Below are 18,621 nucleotides of genomic sequence, written 5' to 3'. Positions count from 1 at the left end.
GGCGCATTCCGGCGCCCGGCGGTGGCGAGGCTCAGTGGCTCAGGGCCCGCGCTTGATCAGCACGCGGCCGCTCATGCCGGACATCAGCTCGGCGTAGCGGCCGTCGACGGCTGCCATGACCTTGATCGACTGGCTGACCGGGTCGACCCGCGCGCCCAGGCGCTGGACCTTGGCGGGATAGGTCTTGCCGGTCTCGTCGATGGCGATGCGCACGGTGCTGCCCACGCGCACGCTCTGCAGCCAGCGCGAGGGCATGATGAATTCGACCTCCAGCACGCTGTCATCGAGCACTTCCAGCAACGCCTGGCCGGGCTGGACGTACTGCTGCTCGCGCACCTTCTGCTCGGCGACGCGGCCGGCAAACGGTGCGGCGATGTCGCACTTGCCCAGCGTGACCTCGATCTGCGTCAGCTCGGCGCGGGTCTTGCCCACCTCGGCCTCGGCCTGGTCCAGCTCCTGGCGGCCGGTGGCGTTGAGCTCGACCAGGCGGCGCTGGGTGGCCAGTTGCTTGGTCGCCGCGTCCAGCGTGGCGCGGGCGCGGTCCTGCTGGGCTTTCTGCAGGCTGCAGTCCAGGCTGACCAGGGTCTGCCCTTCCTGGATGACGGCGCCTTCGGTCACGGTCAGGCGCTGCACGCGCGCGCCGATCTCGGCGGCCAGCGTGGTGTAGCGGCGTGGGGTCAGTTGGGCGCGCAACTCGGGGTCGGCGCCTTGCGCCAGGCTGGCGGTGGTCAGCAGCGCCGTGCCGATGAAGGCCAGCAGCTGGCGAGCGGGGCGATGGAGGAGGGACAGGGCCGTCATGGCGTCAGCTTCCAGGGATCAGCTGCCGAGCAGGCGGCTGCGCACCTGGGTGCTGATCTGTTCCAGCGTGAGGTCGTCGCTGCTGTCGGGCAGCGGATCAACGCCCAGCGTGGCCTGCAGGCGGCTGGTGGCGGCGTGCACCTGGGCCAGCGCCTGGTAGCGGCGCAGCAGGCTGATGATGCTGGTGGTCTGCGCGGCGACGCGCTCCAGCTTGGAGCCGGCCTGCGCCTGCTCGCGGCGGTTCATCTGCTCGGTGATCTTGCTGTCCAGCGCCCACAGCGCATGGGCGCGCTTGAACTGCTGACGTGCGCTGGAGAGCTGCTCGCGGGCCACATAGACCTGCGTGACCACCGCCACATGCGCGGCCAGGCGACGCTGGTCGGCCAGCGCCACGCCGGCTTCGGCTGCGCGCTTCTGCGACGGCAGGCTCAGCAGGTTGAACAGGTTGTAGGACGCCTGCAGGCCGGCCTCGTTCCAGCTCTTGTGCACCAGATAGCTGTCGGTGTCGTAGCGCGCGCCCAGGCTGAAGCTCAGATTGGGGTAGGCGCGCGCCAGCACCTTGTGCACCTCGGTGGCGGCAATGCGGCGCTGGTAGGCCTGCTCGCGCAGGTCAGCGTTCTGGGCCAGGGCCTGGTCTTCCATGGCCTCGGCCGGGGTGGCGAGCAGATCGGTGTTGTCGAGCGTGGGGTCGCTGTCGAGCGTGACCTGCAGCATCACTGGCGCGTTGATCAGGCCGGCCAGGTCGTAGCGGGCGGTGACCAGCTCCTGCTCGATCGATTCGAGCAGGCGCATGTTCTCGGTCAGCTGGCGCTGGTAGCGCAGGCTGTCGAGCGGGGCGCGCAGCTTTTCTTCCTCGGCCTGGCGGGCGTCGGTCATGGCTTCTTCGGCCAGGGTGAGCGTGGCGCGGACTTCGTCGCGCAGGCGCTGTGCGCTGGCGGCGCGCCAGTAGGCCACGCGCACGTCCTGCACCAGCAGGTGGGTGGCTTTGCGGCGGCGCTCGGCCGCAGCCAGCACGCGGTCGCCAGCCTGCTCGGTGTTGTAGCGGGCCAGGCCGTAGTCGAGCAGGTTCCAGGTCAGGTCCATCTGCGCCAGGGTGTGCTGGCGGGTCTGCGATACGGACGGGTCGACACCGATCTGCTGGCCGGTAACGGAGTTGACGCTGCGCGCCAGGCGGTCGCTGTCGCGCGCCGAGTAGCCGGCGGCCGCCACCAGGCGCGGCAGGGCGTCGTACTGGCTGGCGTCGTACTGCTGCACGGCCATGGCCTGCTCCATCAGACGGGCGCGGCGGTCGAGGTTGTATTTCAGGGCGCGGGCGATGGCTTCATCGAGCCCCAGCGTGGCCCGCAGCGGCGCCACGTTGCGGCGCACGGCTTCACGGTCGGCCTGGACCTGGACTTGGTGGGCATCGGCGTCCACAGCTTGCGGCGGCAACTGGGCGCAACCGCTCAGCAGGGCCAGCGCGGCGGGGGCGGCCAGGGTGAGCAGGCGAAGGTGGGGTGTGCGTGACAAATGACTCTCCGTGGGTGCAGGCGTGCGCGAAAGGTTGTGAAGCAGACGCAATTGCTCACATCCACCCTTCATGTTATGACCCTCATTCAAGGAGGGTCGGGAGATAAACGATGTGTTGGGGCCCGTTTTCTCCGGGCTGTCCGGTCGAGAGGACTATGGCGGTGACCTGGCCTGTCACGTGCTCCCCAGACGAGCGCCGCCCACGAGGCGGGTCATGGCGTCATGACTTGCCGGTCGCCGCCTGCTGCGTGAAGGACAGCGCCACGAAGTCCACGAAGGCCCGCACCCGCGCCGCCAGCTGATGGCGCTGCGGGTAGACCGCGTGGATGTCGGCATCGGGCGTGAAGCACTGCGGTAGCACCTGCACCAGGCGGCCGCTCTTCAGGTAGCGCTCGATGTCCCACTCGGCGCGCATCAGGATGCCGTGGCCGTCGAGCGCCCAGTTGACGGCGATCTCGCCGTCGTTGGTGGTCAGGTTGCCGCGGGTCTTGATGGCCTCGGTGGTCGCGGCTTTGCCGCGGCCGCTGGTCAGGCGCCACACGCCGTAGGCTTCCTCGCCCTGGCGGATGCCGATGCAGTGGTGCTTGGCCAGATCGCTCGGCACCCTGGGCGTACCGTGCTGGGCCAGATAGGCCGGTGAGGCGCACAGCAGCCGCCGGTTCGGGGCGATGTAGCGGGCGATCACGCGCGCATCCGGCGGCGCCCCGAAGCGGATGCAGACATCGAACACGTCTTCGGTCAGCAGGGGCGGGTTGACCGACAGCTGCAGTTGCACCTCGACCTGCGGATGTTTGCGCACGAAACGCGAGATCAGCGGCGCCACATGACTGCGGCCGAAGCCGAGCGTCGCGTTGACCCGCAGCAGACCCTTCGGCGTGGCCTTGGAGACGCCCAGCAGCTCCTCCATGTCGTTGATCTCGCCGAGGATGCGGCGTGCGTGTTCGAGGTACAGCTCGCCCTCGGGCGTCAGGCTCATGCGCCGGGTGGTGCGGTTGACCAGCGACACGCCCACGCGCGACTCCATCTGCGCCAGATGCTTGCTCACTGCCGGCGTGGTGATGCCGAGCTCGCGTGCGGCGGCGCTCAGGCTGCCTGCGCTGGCGAGCGTCGAGAAGAAGCCCAGATCAGCAGGTTGAATACCGGCACTCATATGCGTTCGATTGTTAGCTTCAGGTAAACGATGGATTGACTTTAGCGGTGCGCGCAGGGAGCGTCCACTTTCTACAGTGCGTCATCGATCACCCTCGGATCCACGGAGACACCCCATGAAAACCTACTCCATCGCCACCATCCCCGGAGACGGCATCGGCAAGGAAGTTGTTCCGGCCGGCCAGCAGGTGCTGGAAGCGCTCGCTGCTTCGAGCAACGCCTTCCGCTTCTCGTTCGAGAACTTCGACTGGGGCGGCGACTACTACCGCGAACACGGCGTGATGATGCCGGCCGACGGCCTCGACGCGCTGCGCGGCAAGGACGCGATCCTGTTCGGCTCGGCCGGTGACCCGGCCATCCCCGACCACATCACGCTGTGGGGCCTGCGCCTGAAGATCTGCCAGGGCTTCGACCAGTACGCCAACGTGCGGCCGACGCGCATCCTGCCCGGCATCGACGGCCCGTTGAAGCGCTGCAAGTCCGAAGACCTGAACTGGGTCATCGTGCGCGAGAACTCCGAGGGCGAATACTCCGGCGTTGGCGGGCGCGTGCATCAAGGTCACCCGATCGAGGCCGCCACCGACGTGACGATGATGACCCGCGTCGGCGTCGAACGCATCATGCGTTTCGCCTTCAAGCTGGCGCAGAGCCGGCCGCGCAAGCTGCTGACCGTCGTCACCAAGAGCAACGCCCAGCGCCACGCGATGGTGATGTGGGACGAGATCGCGCTGCAGGTCTCCAAGGAGTTCCCGGACGTCACCTGGGACAAGGAAATCGTCGACGCCTGCACCGCCCGCATGGTGAATCGCCCGGCCACGCTGGACACGCTGGTGGCCACCAACCTGCACGCCGACATCCTGAGCGACCTGGCCGCCGCACTGGCCGGCAGCCTGGGCATCGCGCCCACCGGCAACATCGATCCCGAGCACCGCTACCCGTCGATGTTCGAGCCCATCCACGGCTCGGCCTTCGACATCATGGGCAAGGGCCTGGCGAACCCGGTCGGCACCTTCTGGTCGGTCGTGATGATGCTCGAACACCTGGGCGAACTCGACGCCGCCCAGCGCCTGATGCAGGCCATCGAGCGCGTCACCGCCAACCCGGCTCTGCACACCGGCGACCTGGGTGGCAAGGCCACCACCGCGCAGGTCACGCAGGCGGTCTGCCAGCAATTGGCCGGCAACATCCGCTGAGCCAGCGCGCAGCCTTGCACCGCCGCCGATCGTGAAACCACTCGACCCGCGCAGCCTGCTGCGCCAGATGTTCGACGCGGCGATCGCAGCCGCGCAGCCCGCGCTGTGCGTGCCGCAACACCTGCCGGCCGCACCCAAGGGCCGGCTGGTCGTGATTGGCGCCGGCAAGGCCTCGGCGGCGATGGCGCGTGCGGTCGAACAGCACTGGCCGGGGCCGCTCTCGGGCCTGGTCGTCACCCGCTACGGCTACGCCGTGCCCTGCGAGCGCATCGAGATCATCGAGGCCGCGCACCCGGTGCCCGACGCCGCCGGCGAGGCTGCGGCCGAGCGGCTGCTGCAACTCGTGCAGGGCCTCACCGCCGACGACCTCGTGCTGTGCCTGATCTCGGGTGGCGGCTCGTCGCTGCTGCCGCTCGCGCTGACCGGCCTGACGCTGGCCGACAAGCAGGCGCTCAGCCGCGCGCTGCTCGCCAGCGGCGCCAGCATCAGCGAGATGAACTGCGTGCGCCGGCATCTGTCGGCCATCAAGGGCGGACGCCTGGCCGCCGCCTGCCAGCCGGCGCGGATCGTCAACCTGCTGCTGTCGGACGTGCCGGGCGACGACGCCATCGACATCGCCTCCGGCCCGACCGTGCCGGACCCGAGCACCTGTGCCGATGCGCTCGCCATCCTGCGCCGCTACGCGATCGAGGTGCCGCCACGTGTGCGCGAGATTCTCGACAGCGGCGAGGGCGAATCGATCAAGCCCGGCAACCCGCGCCTGCCCGAGATCGAGACCCGCTTCGTTGCCACACCGCAGATGGCGCTCGAAGCCGCCGCCGCCGTGGCGCGCGAGGCCGGCTACCGCGTGCACATCCTCGGCGACGCGATCGAAGGCGAAGCCCGCGACGTCGCCAAGACGCTGGCCGGCATCGCGCGGCAGGTGGCGCGCCGCGGCCAGCCCTTCGAAGGCCCGTGCGTGCTGCTGTCCGGCGGCGAAACCACGGTCACGCTGCGCGGCCAGGGCCGGGGCGGACGCAACGTCGAATTCCTGCTGGCGCTGGCCGTGGCGCTCGACGGCGCGCCCGGCATCCACGCGCTGGCGGGCGACACCGACGGCGTCGACGGCCAGGAGGAGATCGCCGGCGCGCTGCTGGCGCCCGACACCCTCGAACGCGCCTGGGCGCTGGGCCTGCGCCCGCGGGAGTGCCTCGATCACAACGACGGCCACGGCTTCTTCGAGGCGCTCGGCGACTCGGTGATCACCGGCCCGACGCTGACCAACGTGAACGACTTCAGAGCCATCGTCATCGCGGCAACCCAGCCGTCTCACCGTTGATTCGGGTCCATTTCGGCATCCCGGAGTTCCATTCACACAGCGCACTCAGTGCCATCAGGAGACAAGCATGAAAGACATCCACACCCTCACCCGCCGCCGCATGGTCCAGGCCATCGCACTGACCCTGGCCGTCTCAGGCGGCAGCGCCATGGCGCAGGCCTGGCCGAGCAAGCCGATCAGCCTGATCGTGCCCTTCCCGGCCGGTGGCACCACCGACGTGCTGGCCCGCGCGCTCGGCGAGAAGCTGCAGCAGAGCCTGGGCCAGCCGGTGGTCGTGGAGAACAAGCCCGGCGCCGGTGCCACGCTCGGCGCCGACTACGTCGCCAAGTCCAAGCCCGACGGCTACACGCTGCTGATGGGCGCGGTGCACCACACCATCGCGCCGGCGGTCTACAAGAAGCTGGCCTACGACTTCCAGAAGGATTTCGCGCCGATCACCACGGTGGCGCTGGTGCCCAACGTGCTGGTCGTCAATGCCGCCACGCCAGCGAAGAACGTGGCCGAACTGGTGGCGCTGGCCAAGGCCAAGCCGGGGCAGTCGACCTACGGCTCCAACGGCAACGGCACGGCGCAGCACCTGATCGGCACCCAGTTCGAGAACATTGCCGGCGTCGAGCTGGTCCATGTCCCGTACAAGGGCAGCGGCCCGCTGGCCAGCGACCTGCTGGGCAACCAGATCACCATGTCCTTCGACACGATCACTCCGGTTCTGCCCCATATCAAGGCCGGCAAGCTGCGCGCCCTGGCCGTCACCACCGCCAGGCGCTCTGCGGCCTTGCCGGATGTGCCCACGCTCGACGAGGCTGGCCTGAAGGGCTTCAACATCGGCACCTGGTTCGGCGTGCTGGCGCCGGCGGCCACGCCCAAGGATCTGGTGGCGCGACTCAACACCGAGATGGTCAAGATCATCCAGTCGCCGGAGTTCCGCAAGCGCATGGACGAGATCGGGGCCGAGCCCATCGGCAACAGCGCCGAGCAGATGGCCCAGCAGATCAAGAGCGAGACCGAGAAGTTCGCCAGGCTGGTCAAGGACGCCAAGGTGACGATCGAGTGACGGGCCCGTGTTGATCCGGCGCTGAACCGGTACGCCTGCCCCCAGTTAGACTGGAAGCAATGGGTGCTGCGCGGAAAATTGCGCATCAGGTCGTTCACGTAGGTCGGGCCGCCTCGTGGTATTGCTGTTGACCGGATCACCCATGACACCTGACCTCATCCAGACCATTGCCACCACGCTATTCGCCGTGGCTTTGGTGCATACCTTTGCAGCCAAGCAGTTCGAGCGGTTGTCGCACCGCTACCCGCAGCACGCGGGCGTGTTCCATCTGCTGGGTGAAGTGGAGGTGGTGTTCGGCTTCTGGGCCATCGTGCTGGTCTTGATCATGGCTTTGACAGTGGGCAGCGCTGAGGCGCTGAGCTATGCCGAATCCCGAAATTACACCGAACCCCTGTTTGTTTTCGTGGTGATGGTGATCGCGGGTTCGCGACCGGTGCTGATTGCCGTGTTCGGCCTGGTCAACGGGGTAGCGCAGTGGATGCCGAAGGCTGCGCATCTGATGACGGCCTGGTTAGGGCTGGCGGCCGTGCCGCTGATGGGTTCGCTGGTGACTGAGCCGGCGGCCATGACCATTGCCTCGCTGCTGCTGGCACCGCTGGTGTTCCGGCCTGACATGCCGGAGCGATTGAAGTATTTCGCGCTGGGTGTGCTCTTCGTGAATGTATCGATCGGCGGCACGCTCACCTCCTATGCCGCGCCGCCGGTGCTCATGGTGGCCACCACCTGGCAATGGGACAGCGCCTTCATGCTCAGCCACTTCGGCTGGAAAGCCGCCTGGGCCGTGCTGTTGAACGCCACGATCGCCACCTGGCTGTTGCGCGCCCATCTTCGCCCGGCGGCACCGCTTGAACAGGGCGGTGACCTGCGGCGCAAGGTGCCACTGTCGATCACTGTCGTGCACCTTGCGCTGCTGGCAGGCGTGGTGGTGTTGGCCCACCATCCCGTGGCATTTCTGGCGCTGTTCCTGTTGTTCCTGGGCTTCTCGCAAGCCTACGAGCGGCACCAGAACCCGCTGCTCATCAAGGAGGCGCTGCTGGTCGCCTTCTTTTTGGCCGGCCTGGTGGTTCTGGGCGGCTTGCAGCGCTGGTGGCTGCAGCCGCTGGTGTCGGGGCTGGAGCCTGTGGCCCTGTTTTTTGGCGCACTCGCGCTCACCGCATTGACGGACAACGCGGCGCTGACCTACCTGGGCTCGTTGATCGCCGACATTTCCGAGCCCGCCAAATACATGCTGGTGGCCGGTGCAGTTGCCGGTGGCGGTCTGACGGTGATTGCCAATGCCCCCAACCCGGCCGGCGTGGCGCTGCTGCGCAAGGGCTTTGCAGACGAGTCCGTGGGGGCAGGGGGTCTGTTCCTGGGCGCACTGGCGCCCACGGCCATCGCGGCGATGGCCTTGCTGCTGCTTTGAGCGGCGAGAAGGCCGATCTCGATAACGATTGGTTATCGATCAGCCCGAATTTGTCATTGGGAGGACGGTGGCTGTCTTCCTAGAATCAGTGCGGAACAAGGGCGTCTTCCGCTCGTCTGGCGGGGCATTTCCGCCCCCTGCCAGGGACCCTAGAGATCAACATGTCTGACAACACTGGCCATAACTACATTGGTGGCGGACGCAGCGCAGCCGGCACCGTCATCCTGCGCAGCCTGGACGCCACCACCGGCGAGGCGCTGCCTCAGCACTTCGTGCAAGCCACGGCAGCGGAAGTGGATGCCGCCGCCCACGCCGCCGCGGCCGCATTCCCGGCCTACCGCAGCCTGCCGGTGGAGCGTCGGGCCCAGTTTTTTGACGCCATTGCCGACGAGCTGGATGTGCTGGACGACGCCTTCGTCGCGACCGTCTGCCGCGAGACCGCCTTGCCGGCCGCGCGCATCCAGGGCGAGCGCGGCCGCACCAGCGGCCAGATGCGCCTGTTCGCCAAGGTGCTGCGGCGCGGTGATTTTCTGGGTGCCCGCATCGACCGCGCGCAGCCGCAGCGCACGCCGCTGCCGCGCGTGGACATCCGCCAGTGCCGCATCGGCGTGGGCCCGGTGGCGGTGTTCGGAGCCAGCAATTTCCCGCTGGCGTTTTCCACGGCGGGTGGTGATACCGCAGCCGCCCTGGCGGCCGGTTGCCCGGTCGTGTTCAAGGCGCACAGCGGCCACATGGCGACGGCCGAAGCCGTGGCCGATGCCATCCTGCGTGCCGCCGTGCGCACCGGCATGCCTGCCGGTGTGTTCAACATGGTTTATGGCAGCGGCGTGGGCGAGTGGCTGGTCAAGCACCCGGCGATCCAGGCGGTCGGCTTCACCGGCTCGCTGCGGGGCGGTCGCGCCCTGTGCGACATGGCGGCGGCGCGCCCGCAGCCGATCCCGGTGTTTGCCGAAATGAGCAGCATCAACCCGGTGGTGCTGTTGCCCGGGGCGCTGCAGGCACGTGGCGACCAGGTGGCCGCAGAACTGGCGGCATCGGTGGTGCTGGGGGCCGGGCAGTTCTGTACCAACCCGGGCCTGGTGATCGGTATCCGCTCGGCCGAGTTCGATGCCTTTGTCGAGCAACTGTGTCAGCGCATCGCCGACGTGGCTCCGCAGACTTTGCTCAATACCGGCACTCTGGACAGCTACTGCCATGGCCTGGAAGCCCTGCTGGCACACCCGGGCGTGACGCGACTGGCGGGCCGCGAGCAGAGCGGGCGCCAGGCGCAGTCCCAGCTGTTCAAGGCCGACGCGAGCCTGCTGCTGACGGGCGACGCCTTGCTGCAGGAGGAGATTTTCGGCCCGGTGACGGTGGTGGTCGAGGTGGCGGATCGGGCTGAACTGATGCGCGCCTTGCACGGTCTGCGCGGTCAGTTGACGGCCACGCTGATCGGCGAGCCGGCCGACCTGCTGGCGTCCACCGACCTCCTGGCGCTGCTGGAAGAAAAGGTCGGGCGCCTGCTGCTCAACGGCTACCCGACGGGCGTGGAGGTCTGCGATGCGATGGTTCACGGCGGCCCCTATCCGGCCACCTCCGACGCCCGCGGCACCTCGGTGGGCAGCCTGGCGATCGATCGTTTCCTGCGCCCGGTCTGCTTCCAGAACTTTCCCGATGCCTTGCTGCCCGACGCGCTCAAGAACGCCAATCCGCTGGGCATCGACCGCCTGGTGGACGGCGTGAAGACGCGCGACCGCCTGAGCTGAACCCGCTCAGCCGGTGGCGACAGCGCCGTCCGCCTTGGCCCGCAGCACGTCCATGAAGGCCTGCGCGGCAGGTGTCGGCGGCTCGCCCAGGCGCGTGATCAGGCCGTAGTCCGGCATGCGGTCCGGCAACTCGACGGGAATCCGGGTCAGCAGGCCCTTGTTGACGTACTTGTCCACCAGGGCCGCCGGCTGCAGCGACAGCATGTCGGTGATCTGCATCAGCTCCAGCGCGAACAGGAAAGAGGGTGTCTCGACCACCCCCGACGTGAGCGCCAGGCCGGTGCTGCCGAAGATGTCGTCAGACACCTTGCGCACTGCCGTCGAGGCCGGGTAGAGGATCCACGGCCAGCGGGACAGCTGGGTCAGCTCCAGGTCCGGTGCGCCCCGCAAGGGGTGATGCAGCCCGGCCACCACCTGCAGCTGTTCGCTGGAGAGCCGTTCATAGTTGAATTGGGAGCGCTGCGATTCGTCCGTGAAGCGTCCGATCATCAGGTCGATCTTGCGTTCGGCCAGCCAGACCACGAGCTGGTCGCTGCTCTGCTCCAGGATCTTGAGCACCAGCAGCGGACGCAGGCGCTGGATCTCCACCACCGAGGCCGTCAGTAGGTGCGCGGCCGAACCCGTGATTGCGCCGATGGCCAGGTGACCATGGCCCCCCTGCTTGAGCGCATTGAATTCATCCACGAACTTGTGATGGCCCGCCAGCGCCACGCCGGCATAGCGCAGCGTGAACAGCCCCAGTTCGTTGGGCCGCATGCCGCGCGACAGGCGATCGAACAGGCGCGACCCCAGGATCTCCTCGATGTCCATCAGGATCTTGGTGGCTGCCGGCTGCGTGATGTGCATCTGCTCGGCGGTGACCCGCAGATTGCGGGTCTGGCCGAGGATGTCCAGGAACTGCAGGTGCCGGAAGCGCAGCCGCCCGCAGGCCTGCGTCATGGACAAGGGTTTACCCGGAAAAGTGTCTGAAGTCATAAGTGTTTGGAATCGATGCTAGCAAAAGATTGAGTGGACCCCGGTGGGCCCCAGGCCTAACCTTCATCCTGCGTCGAGAAGGTCCTGGAGAGGGCGAGCAAGGCGCCGATGGGCCATCCATCGCGACAAAGTCATTCCATTGGAGACATTCATGAAGTTGAAATCCCTCGTCGTTGCCGCTGCGGTTCTGGCTGCGTTCACCGGTTCGGTCTCGGCACAAATCAAGGAACACGTCTTCAAGGTCGGCATCGGCCTGAGCGAAGACCACCCCCAGGGCCAGTCCGTCAAGCATTTCGCCGAACTGCTTTCGGCCAAGAGCGGCGGCAAGATGACCGCCAAGCTGTTTGCCAGCGGCACGCTGGGCAACGACCTGACCATGACCTCGGCGCTGCGTGGCGGCACGCTGGAGATGACGGTGCCTGACACCTCCACGCTGGTGTCGATCGTCAAGCCCTTTGGCGTGATCAACCTGCCGCTGACCTTCAACAGCGAACTCGAAGCCGATGCCGTGCTCGACGGCCCGCTGGGTCAGAAGCTGCTGGCCAAGTTGCCCGAGAAGGGCCTGGTCGGCCTGGGCTACTGGGAAAACGGCTTCCGCCACGTCACCAACTCGCGTCGCCCGATCACCAAGGCCGACGACCTGGCCGGCCTCAAGCTGCGCGTGATCCAGAACCCGCTGTTCCTGGATACCTTCAGCGCGCTGGGTGCCAACGCCACCCCGATGCCCTTCACCGAACTGTATTCGGCGATGGAGCAGGCCGCCGTGGACGGCCAGGAGAACCCGCCCGCCACCATCCTGGCCAGCAAGTTCTACGAGGTGCAGAAGCACCTGGTGCTGTCGCGCCACATGTACAGCGCCTGGGCGCTGCTGATGTCCAAGAAGACCTGGGACAGCCTGTCGGCACAGGAGCAGAAGATCGTGCAGGAGGCTGCGCGCGAGGCCACGCTGTTCGAACGCAAGACCATCCGCGCCTTCGGCGACAAGGCGCTGGGTGAGCTCAAGAAGGTCGGCATGCAGGTCACCGAGTTGCCCGCCGCCGAGCAGGCCAAGATGCGCGCCAAGCTGCAGCCGGTCGTGGCCAAGTTCGGCAAGGAGTTCGGCGAGGACACCACGGCCGAGCTGATGAGCGAGCTGGCCAAGGTGCGCGGCACCGCCAAGTAAGGTCGAGGGCGGGCAGGGCGGCCCCGTGCCGCACGTGCCCGCCTGATACCGCTGTTCCCACCCCGCTGCTCTTACCTCTGCCCGACGGCCCGACGACATGGACAAGAAACCCGCCCGACCCTTCCGCTCGCGCGAGTGGTTCGCCGACCCCGCCCGCTCGGACATGACCGCGCTCTACCTCGAACGTTTCATGAACTACGGGTTGACGCCCGAGGAGCTGCGCTCGGGCCGGCCCATCATCGGCATCGCGCAGACCGGCAGCGACCTGTCGCCCTGCAACCGCATCCACCTGGACCTGGCCAAACGCGTGCGTGACGGCATCCGCGATGCGGGTGGCATCCCGATGGAGTTCCCGGTCCACCCGATCTTCGAGAACTGCCGCCGCCCGACTGCGGCGCTCGACCGCAACCTGGCCTACCTCGGCCTGGTCGAGATCCTGTACGGCTACCCGATCGATGCCGTGGTGCTGACCACCGGCTGCGACAAGACCACGCCGGCCGGCGTGATGGCGGCGTCGACCGTCGACATCCCGGCCATCGTGCTGTCGGGCGGGCCGATGCTCGACGGCTGGCACGACGGCGAGCTGGTCGGCTCGGGCACCGTGATCTGGCGCAGCCGCCGCCAGTTGGCCGCCGGCGAGATCGACGAAGAAGAATTCCTGCAGCGCGCCTGCAGCAGCGCGCCCTCGGCGGGCCACTGCAACACCATGGGCACGGCATCGACCATGAACGCGGTGGCCGAGGCGCTGGGGCTGTCTCTGCCCGGCTGCGCCGCGATCCCCGCGCCCTACCGCGAGCGCGGCCAGATGGCCTACGAGACCGGCCGGCGCATCGTCGAGATGGCCTACGAGGATCTGCGCCCGTCGCGCATCCTGACGCGCGAGAGCTTTCTCAACGCGCTGTCGGTGATCAGCTGCGCGGGCGGCTCCAGCAACGCGCAGGTGCACATCATGGCGATGGCCCGCCACGCCGGGGTCGAGCTGAATCCGCAGGACTGGACCGAGCACGCCTACGACCTGCCGCTGCTGCTCAACATGCAGCCGGCTGGCCAATTCCTGGGCGAACGTTTCTTCCGTGCCGGCGGCGTGCCGGCGCTGATGTGGGAGCTGCAGCAGGCCGGCCGCCTGCACGGCGAGTGCCTCAGCGTCACCGGCCGCAGCATGGCCGAGAACCTGCAAGGCCGCGAGACCCGCGACCGCGAGGTGATCTACCGGTTCGACGCGCCGCTGATGCAGAAGGCCGGCTTCCTGGTGCTGAGCGGCAACCTGTTCGACTTCGGCATCATGAAGACGTCGGTGATCTCCGAGCGTTTCCGCGAGCGCTACCTGAACCGGCCGGGCGCCGAGGGCATCTTCGAGGGCCGCGCCGTGGTGTTCGAGGGCGCCGACGACTACCACCACCGCATCAACGATCCGGCCCTGGACATCGACGAGGACTGCATCCTGGTGATGCGCGGCGCCGGCCCGATCGGCTGGCCGGGCTCGGCCGAGGTGGTCAACATGCAGCCGCCCGATGCGCTGATCCAGCGCGGCATCATGACGCTGCCGACGCTGGGCGACGGCCGCCAGTCCGGCACCGCGGACAGTCCGTCGATCCTCAACTGCTCGCCCGAGAGCGCGGTGGGCGGGGGCCTGAGCTGGCTGCAGAGCGGCGACCTGATCCGCATCGACCTCAACGCCGGCCGCTGCGACGCACTGGTGGCGGCCGAGGAGATCGAACGCCGCCGCCGCGAGCTGCCCGCGCCTCCGATCCCCAAGACCCATTCGCCCTGGGAAGCGCTGTACCGCGAGAAGACCGGCCAGCTGGTCGACGGCGCCACGCTGGATTTCGCGCTCGACTACCGGCGCATCTCGGAAACGACGCCACGTCACAACCACTGAGCCTCGCTCCGCCCCGGGCGGAGCCGCTGCATGGCCAGCCGTTCGAAACCTCGAAGGAAGACATCTCATGAGTCACGTAGCAACGGCAGCAGCAGCGGCCTCGTCGGCCAGTGGCCTGACACCCGGCCAGATCCTGCCCGATGACGGCCTGGCCGGCACCTTGGTCGGCCGGGTCTGGATAGTCGGCACCGGGCCGGCTGTGGTGGCCTTGCGGCCTGAAGGCGTGTTCGACCTGAGCGCGCACTACCCGACCATGAGCACGCTGCTCGATACCGCCCAGCCCGACCAGGCCGCGCGTGCGGCACCGGGCCAGCGCCTGTGCAGCGTCGACAAACTGCTGGCCAACAGCCTGCCCGGCAGCCGCGACGAGGCGCTGCCCTGGCTGCTGGCGCCGTGCGACCTGCAGGTGGTGAAGGCGGCCGGCGTGACCTTTGCCGCCAGCCTGATCGAGCGCGTGATCGAGGAGCAGGCGCGCGGTGACGCCAGCCGCGCCCAGGGCTTGCGTGCGCAGGTGACCGAGCTGATCGGCGCCAGCCTGGCCGACATCCGCCCCGGCTCGCCGCAGGCGATGGCGCTCAAAGCCCTGCTGCAGCAGAAGGGCCTGTGGTCGCAGTACCTGGAGGTGGGCATCGGCCCGGACGCCGAGGTCTTCACCAAGGCGCCGGTGCTGGCCTCGGTGGGCTGCGGCGAGGACATCGGCATCCGCGCCGATTCGGCCTGGAACAACCCCGAGCCGGAGGTGGTGCTGGCGGTCAACAGCCGCGGCGACATCGTCGGCGCCACGCTCGGCAACGACGTCAATCTGCGTGACATCGAAGGCCGCAGCGCGCTGCTGCTGGGCAAGGCCAAGGACAACAACGCATCTTGCGCGATCGGCCCGTTCATCCGCCTGTTCGACGCCGGCTTCAGCCTCGACGAGGTGCGCCGCGAGACCGTGAACCTGCGCGTGGCGGGCGTGGACGGCTTCGAGCTGCGTGGCATCAACACCATGGCCAGCATCAGCCGCGACCCGGCCGACCTGGTGGCGCAGACCCTGGCCGCGCACCAGTACCCGGACGGCTTCATGCTGTTCCTGGGCACGCTGTTCGCGCCGATCGAAGACCGCGACCAGCCTGGCGGCGGCTTCACCCACAAGCTCGGCGATGTGGTCACGATCCAGAGCGCCTGGCTGGGCGCTCTGCACAACCGCGTCACCCACAGCGAGACCGCGCCGCCCTGGCGCTTCGGCCTGCGCGCCTTCATCGCCAACCTGGCCGCACGCGGGCTGCTGAACGGTTCGGCGCTCTGAGCATGGGCTCGACCCTTCCGTCCTCGGCGGTCATCGAGGCCCTGCTGGCCGAACTCGGCCCGCAGGCCGTGCTGGCGGGTGCCGACCTGCCGGTGCGCAACCACAACGACGCCAGCGGCCTGCCGGCCAGCGTGCCGCTGGTGGTGGTGCGCCCGGCCGACACCGCCGGCGTGGCCGCGGCCCTGCGCATCTGCCACGCCCACGGCGTCGCGGTGGTGCCGCAGGGCGGCCTGACCGGGCTGTGTGGTGGCGCACGGGCGGCGCCCGGCCAGGTGGCGCTGTCGCTGGAGCGCCTGGTGGGCATCGAGGAGATCGACCCCGCCGCCGCCACGCTGACGGTGCGCGCCGGCACGCCGCTGGAGACGGTGCAGCAGGCTGCGTCGGACGCTGGCTTCTTCTGCCCGCTCGACCTGGGCGCACGTGGCTCGTGTGCCATCGGCGGCAACCTGGCCACCAACGCCGGCGGCAACCGCGTGATCCGCTACGGCATGGCGCGCGAGATGGTGCTGGGCATCGAGGTGGTGCTGCCCGACGGCAGCGTGGTCACCAGCCTCAACAAGATGATCAAGAACAACGCGGGCTTCGACCTCAAGCACCTGTTCATCGGCAGCGAGGGCACGCTGGGCATCATCACCCGCGTGGTGCTGCGCCTGTACCCCAAGCCGGCCTCGACCCTGGTGGCGCTGTGCGCGGTCAACGGCTACGACGACGTGCTGGCGCTGCTGAACTCGGCCCGCCGGAACCTGGGCCCGCTGCTGTCAGCCTTCGAGGTCATGTGGCCGGAATTCTGGCAGTTTGCCAACACCCATGCGCCACGCGCCCGCAATCCGCTGGCCGACGACGCCACACCCTACGGCGCCTACGTGCTGGTGGAAGCCCTGGGCACCGACGAGGCGCAGGACACGCCGCGCTTCGAGGCCTGGCTGGGCCGGTTGCTGGAAGACGGCGTGGTGCCCAATGCGGCCATCGCGCAGTCGCTGGCGGACGCCAAGGCCTTCTGGGCGCTGCGTGACGCCAGCGGCGAGTTCTACCCGCTGTGGCCCGGCCACCTGGCCTACGACGTCGGCCTGCCGGTGGCGCGCATGGAGGACTATGTGATCCGCTGCCGCGCCGCGTTGGCCGAGGCCTTTCCGGGCATCGACAGCTTCTATTACGGCCACATCGGCGATGGCAACCTGCACATCATCGCCCACCTGCCGGGCGCGCCCAAGCAGCCCAAGGACGGCGTGAACGCCATCGTCTACGGCCTGGTGCGCGAGTTCGGTGGCACCGTCTCGGCCGAACACGGCATCGGCACGCTCAAGCGCGAATGGCTGGGCCACGCCCGCTCGCCCGAGGAGATCGCGCTGATGCGGCTGCTGAAGAACGCCATCGACCCGCAGGGCCTGCTCAACCCCGGCAAGGTGCTCTGAGCGGCCTTGCCCCCGATCCGGATCACCCAGGAGACCATTCCATGTCACGACGCCTGGCGGGCAAGACCGCCTTTCTCACCGCCGCGGGCCAGGGCATCGGCCGCGCCACCGCCGTCGCCTTTGCCACCGAGGGGGCCCGCGTCATCGCCACCGACGTGAACGCCGAGGCCCTGGCCTCGCTGCAGGCCGAGACCGGCTGCAGCACCCACGTGCTGGACGTGACCGACGGCGACGCCATCGCCCGCCTGGCCGCCGAGGTGGGCAGCATCCAGGTGCTGTTCAACGGCGCGGGCTACGTGCACGCCGGCTCCATCCTGGAGAGCACCGAGGCCGAGTGGGACTTCGCCTTCAACCTCAACGTGCGCTCGCAGTACCGCCTGATCCGGGCCTTCCTGCCGGGCATGCTGGCCCAGGGCGGCGGCTCGATCATCAACGTGGCCTCGATCGTCGGCGCGCTCAAGGGCGCGCCCAACCGCTTCATCTACATGGCCACCAAGGCCGCCGTGGTGGGGCTGACCAAATCCGTGGCGGCCGACTACGTGACCCGCGGCATCCGCTGCAACGCGATCTGCCCGGGCACCGTGGCCTCGCCCTCGCTGGCCCAGCGCATGGCCGCCCAGGCCGAGGCCAGCGGCCAGAGCCTGGAGGCGGTGCAGGCCGCCTTCAACGCCCGCCAGCCCATGGGCCGGCTGGGCCGGCCCGAGGAGATCGCCGCGCTGGCGCTGTACCTGGCCAGCGACGAATCGGCCTTCACCACCGGCACGACCCAGCTGATCGACGGCGGCTGGGCGATCTGAACGTCCTCGACACTTCCACCGACCCAACGCCTTTCAGGAACCTCCCCATGAAGCTCCTCCGCCACGGCCCCAAGGGCCAGGAAAAGCCCGCCCTGCTGCACACCGACGGCACGCTGCGCGACCTCAGCGCGCTGCTGGTCGACATCGGCCCGGCCACCCTCTCGCCCGCCGGCCTGGCCGCGCTGGCCAGCATCGACGCCGGCACGCTGCCCGTCGTCCCCCAAGGGCGCCTCGCGGTGCCCTGGACCGGCATGCGCAAGTTCATCGCCATCGGCCTGAACTACGCCGACCACGCGGCGGAAGCGAACATGCCGATCCCCAAGGAGCCGATCGTCTTCACCAAGACGGTCGACAGCGCCGTCGGCTGCAACCACCCGGTGGTGCTGCCGCAGGGCTCGGTCAAGTCCGACTGGGAGGTCGAACTCGGCGTGGTGATCGGCAGCCGGGCACGTTACGTCAGCGAGGCCGACGCGCTCGCTCACGTGGCCGGCTACTGCACCATCAACGACGTGTCCGAGCGCGAATACCAGCTCGAGCGCGGCGGCACCTGGGACAAGGGCAAGGGCTGCGACACCTTCGGCCCGATCGGCCCCTGGCTGGTCAGCGCCGACGAGGTGGGCGACCCGCAGAACCTGTCGATGTGGCTGGACGTCAACGGCGTGCGCAAGCAGACCGGCAGCACCCGCACCATGATCTTCACGGTGGCCCAGATCGTCAGCTACCTGAGCCGCTTCATGACGCTGGAGCCGGGCGACGTGATCACCACCGGCACGCCGCCGGGCGTGGGCATGGGCCAGAAGCCCACCCCCGAGTTCCTCAAGGCCGGCGACGTCATCACGCTGGGCATCGAGAAGCTGGGCGACCAGCAGCAGACCGTGTACGCCTGGGATCCGGCGCTGATCGACGGTTGAGTCAAGGCGTGCCGTGCCTGCCCCCC

General features: G+C 68.7%; 15 protein-coding genes. 11 read left to right on the top strand and 4 right to left on the bottom strand.

Annotated features, from left to right (window positions below):
* Positions 1 to 39: 39 nt before the first annotated feature.
* From AC5IG3_RS06835 to AC5IG3_RS06825, 3 genes are all read right to left on the bottom strand, one after another.
* Positions 40 to 798 (bottom strand): efflux RND transporter periplasmic adaptor subunit, encoded by a 759-nt coding sequence (locus AC5IG3_RS06835; RefSeq protein ID WP_491905528.1) that lies wholly within the window; start codon positions 796 to 798, stop codon positions 40 to 42.
* Positions 799 to 816: 18 nt separating this feature from the next.
* Positions 817 to 2,307, bottom strand: coding sequence for a TolC family protein (locus AC5IG3_RS06830; protein ID WP_491905527.1), 1,491 nt, complete (start codon positions 2,305 to 2,307; stop codon positions 817 to 819).
* A gap of 220 nt (positions 2,308 to 2,527) precedes the next feature.
* Positions 2,528 to 3,457, bottom strand: coding sequence for a LysR substrate-binding domain-containing protein (locus AC5IG3_RS06825; RefSeq protein ID WP_491905526.1), 930 nt, complete (start codon positions 3,455 to 3,457; stop codon positions 2,528 to 2,530).
* A 115-nt stretch (positions 3,458 to 3,572) separates the two neighbouring features.
* Between AC5IG3_RS06825 and AC5IG3_RS06820 the strand changes: the two genes are divergently transcribed.
* From AC5IG3_RS06820 to AC5IG3_RS06800, 5 genes are all read left to right on the top strand, one after another.
* Entirely contained in the window at positions 3,573 to 4,649 is a 1,077-nt protein-coding gene (locus tag AC5IG3_RS06820; protein WP_491905525.1) for a tartrate dehydrogenase, read from the top strand.
* Between the two features lie 67 nt (positions 4,650 to 4,716).
* Positions 4,717 to 5,967 (top strand): glycerate kinase type-2 family protein, encoded by a 1,251-nt coding sequence (locus AC5IG3_RS06815; RefSeq protein ID WP_491905662.1) that lies wholly within the window; start codon positions 4,717 to 4,719, stop codon positions 5,965 to 5,967.
* 100 nt (positions 5,968 to 6,067) lie between these two features.
* Positions 6,068 to 7,021: a Bug family tripartite tricarboxylate transporter substrate binding protein gene (locus tag AC5IG3_RS06810; protein WP_491905661.1), complete on the top strand. Its 954-nt coding sequence runs from the start codon at positions 6,068 to 6,070 to the stop codon at positions 7,019 to 7,021.
* A 142-nt stretch (positions 7,022 to 7,163) separates the two neighbouring features.
* Positions 7,164 to 8,426, top strand: a complete 1,263-nt coding sequence (locus AC5IG3_RS06805; RefSeq protein ID WP_491905524.1) for a putative Na+/H+ antiporter — start codon at positions 7,164 to 7,166, stop codon at positions 8,424 to 8,426.
* 161 nt (positions 8,427 to 8,587) lie between these two features.
* On the top strand, positions 8,588 to 10,171 hold the full coding sequence (locus AC5IG3_RS06800; protein WP_491905523.1) for an aldehyde dehydrogenase (NADP(+)): 1,584 nt from the start codon (positions 8,588 to 8,590) through the stop codon (positions 10,169 to 10,171).
* A gap of 6 nt (positions 10,172 to 10,177) precedes the next feature.
* Here the strand turns inward: AC5IG3_RS06800 and AC5IG3_RS06795 are convergent, their stop codons facing one another.
* Positions 10,178 to 11,110 (bottom strand): LysR substrate-binding domain-containing protein, encoded by a 933-nt coding sequence (locus AC5IG3_RS06795; protein WP_491905660.1) that lies wholly within the window; start codon positions 11,108 to 11,110, stop codon positions 10,178 to 10,180.
* A gap of 187 nt (positions 11,111 to 11,297) precedes the next feature.
* Between AC5IG3_RS06795 and AC5IG3_RS06790 the strand changes: the two genes are divergently transcribed.
* From AC5IG3_RS06790 to AC5IG3_RS06765, 6 genes are all read left to right on the top strand, one after another.
* On the top strand, positions 11,298 to 12,308 hold the full coding sequence (locus AC5IG3_RS06790) for a TRAP transporter substrate-binding protein (RefSeq protein ID WP_491905522.1): 1,011 nt from the start codon (positions 11,298 to 11,300) through the stop codon (positions 12,306 to 12,308).
* A 97-nt stretch (positions 12,309 to 12,405) separates the two neighbouring features.
* Complete coding sequence (locus AC5IG3_RS06785; protein WP_491905521.1) at positions 12,406 to 14,187, top strand: IlvD/Edd family dehydratase; 1,782 nt, start codon at positions 12,406 to 12,408, stop codon at positions 14,185 to 14,187.
* Positions 14,188 to 14,254: 67 nt separating this feature from the next.
* Entirely contained in the window at positions 14,255 to 15,475 is a 1,221-nt protein-coding gene (locus tag AC5IG3_RS06780; RefSeq protein ID WP_491905520.1) for a fumarylacetoacetate hydrolase family protein, read from the top strand.
* A gap of 2 nt (positions 15,476 to 15,477) precedes the next feature.
* Positions 15,478 to 16,887: an FAD-binding oxidoreductase gene (locus AC5IG3_RS06775; protein WP_491905519.1), complete on the top strand. Its 1,410-nt coding sequence runs from the start codon at positions 15,478 to 15,480 to the stop codon at positions 16,885 to 16,887.
* A 41-nt stretch (positions 16,888 to 16,928) separates the two neighbouring features.
* Positions 16,929 to 17,684 carry an SDR family oxidoreductase gene (locus AC5IG3_RS06770; RefSeq protein ID WP_491905518.1) on the top strand — a complete coding sequence of 252 codons (756 nt, stop codon included), beginning with the start codon at positions 16,929 to 16,931 and terminating at the stop codon, positions 17,682 to 17,684.
* A 47-nt stretch (positions 17,685 to 17,731) separates the two neighbouring features.
* Positions 17,732 to 18,595, top strand: a complete 864-nt coding sequence (locus AC5IG3_RS06765; protein ID WP_491905517.1) for a fumarylacetoacetate hydrolase family protein — start codon at positions 17,732 to 17,734, stop codon at positions 18,593 to 18,595.
* Positions 18,596 to 18,621: the final 26 nt, after the last annotated feature.

The sequence above is a fragment of the Leptothrix sp. (in: b-proteobacteria) genome, from assembly GCF_965250675.1.
GTDB lineage: Bacteria > Pseudomonadota > Gammaproteobacteria > Burkholderiales > Burkholderiaceae_C > Sphaerotilus.
Note: the sequence above shows the minus strand (reverse complement) of the source record. Positions and strands in the feature narration are given on the sequence as shown.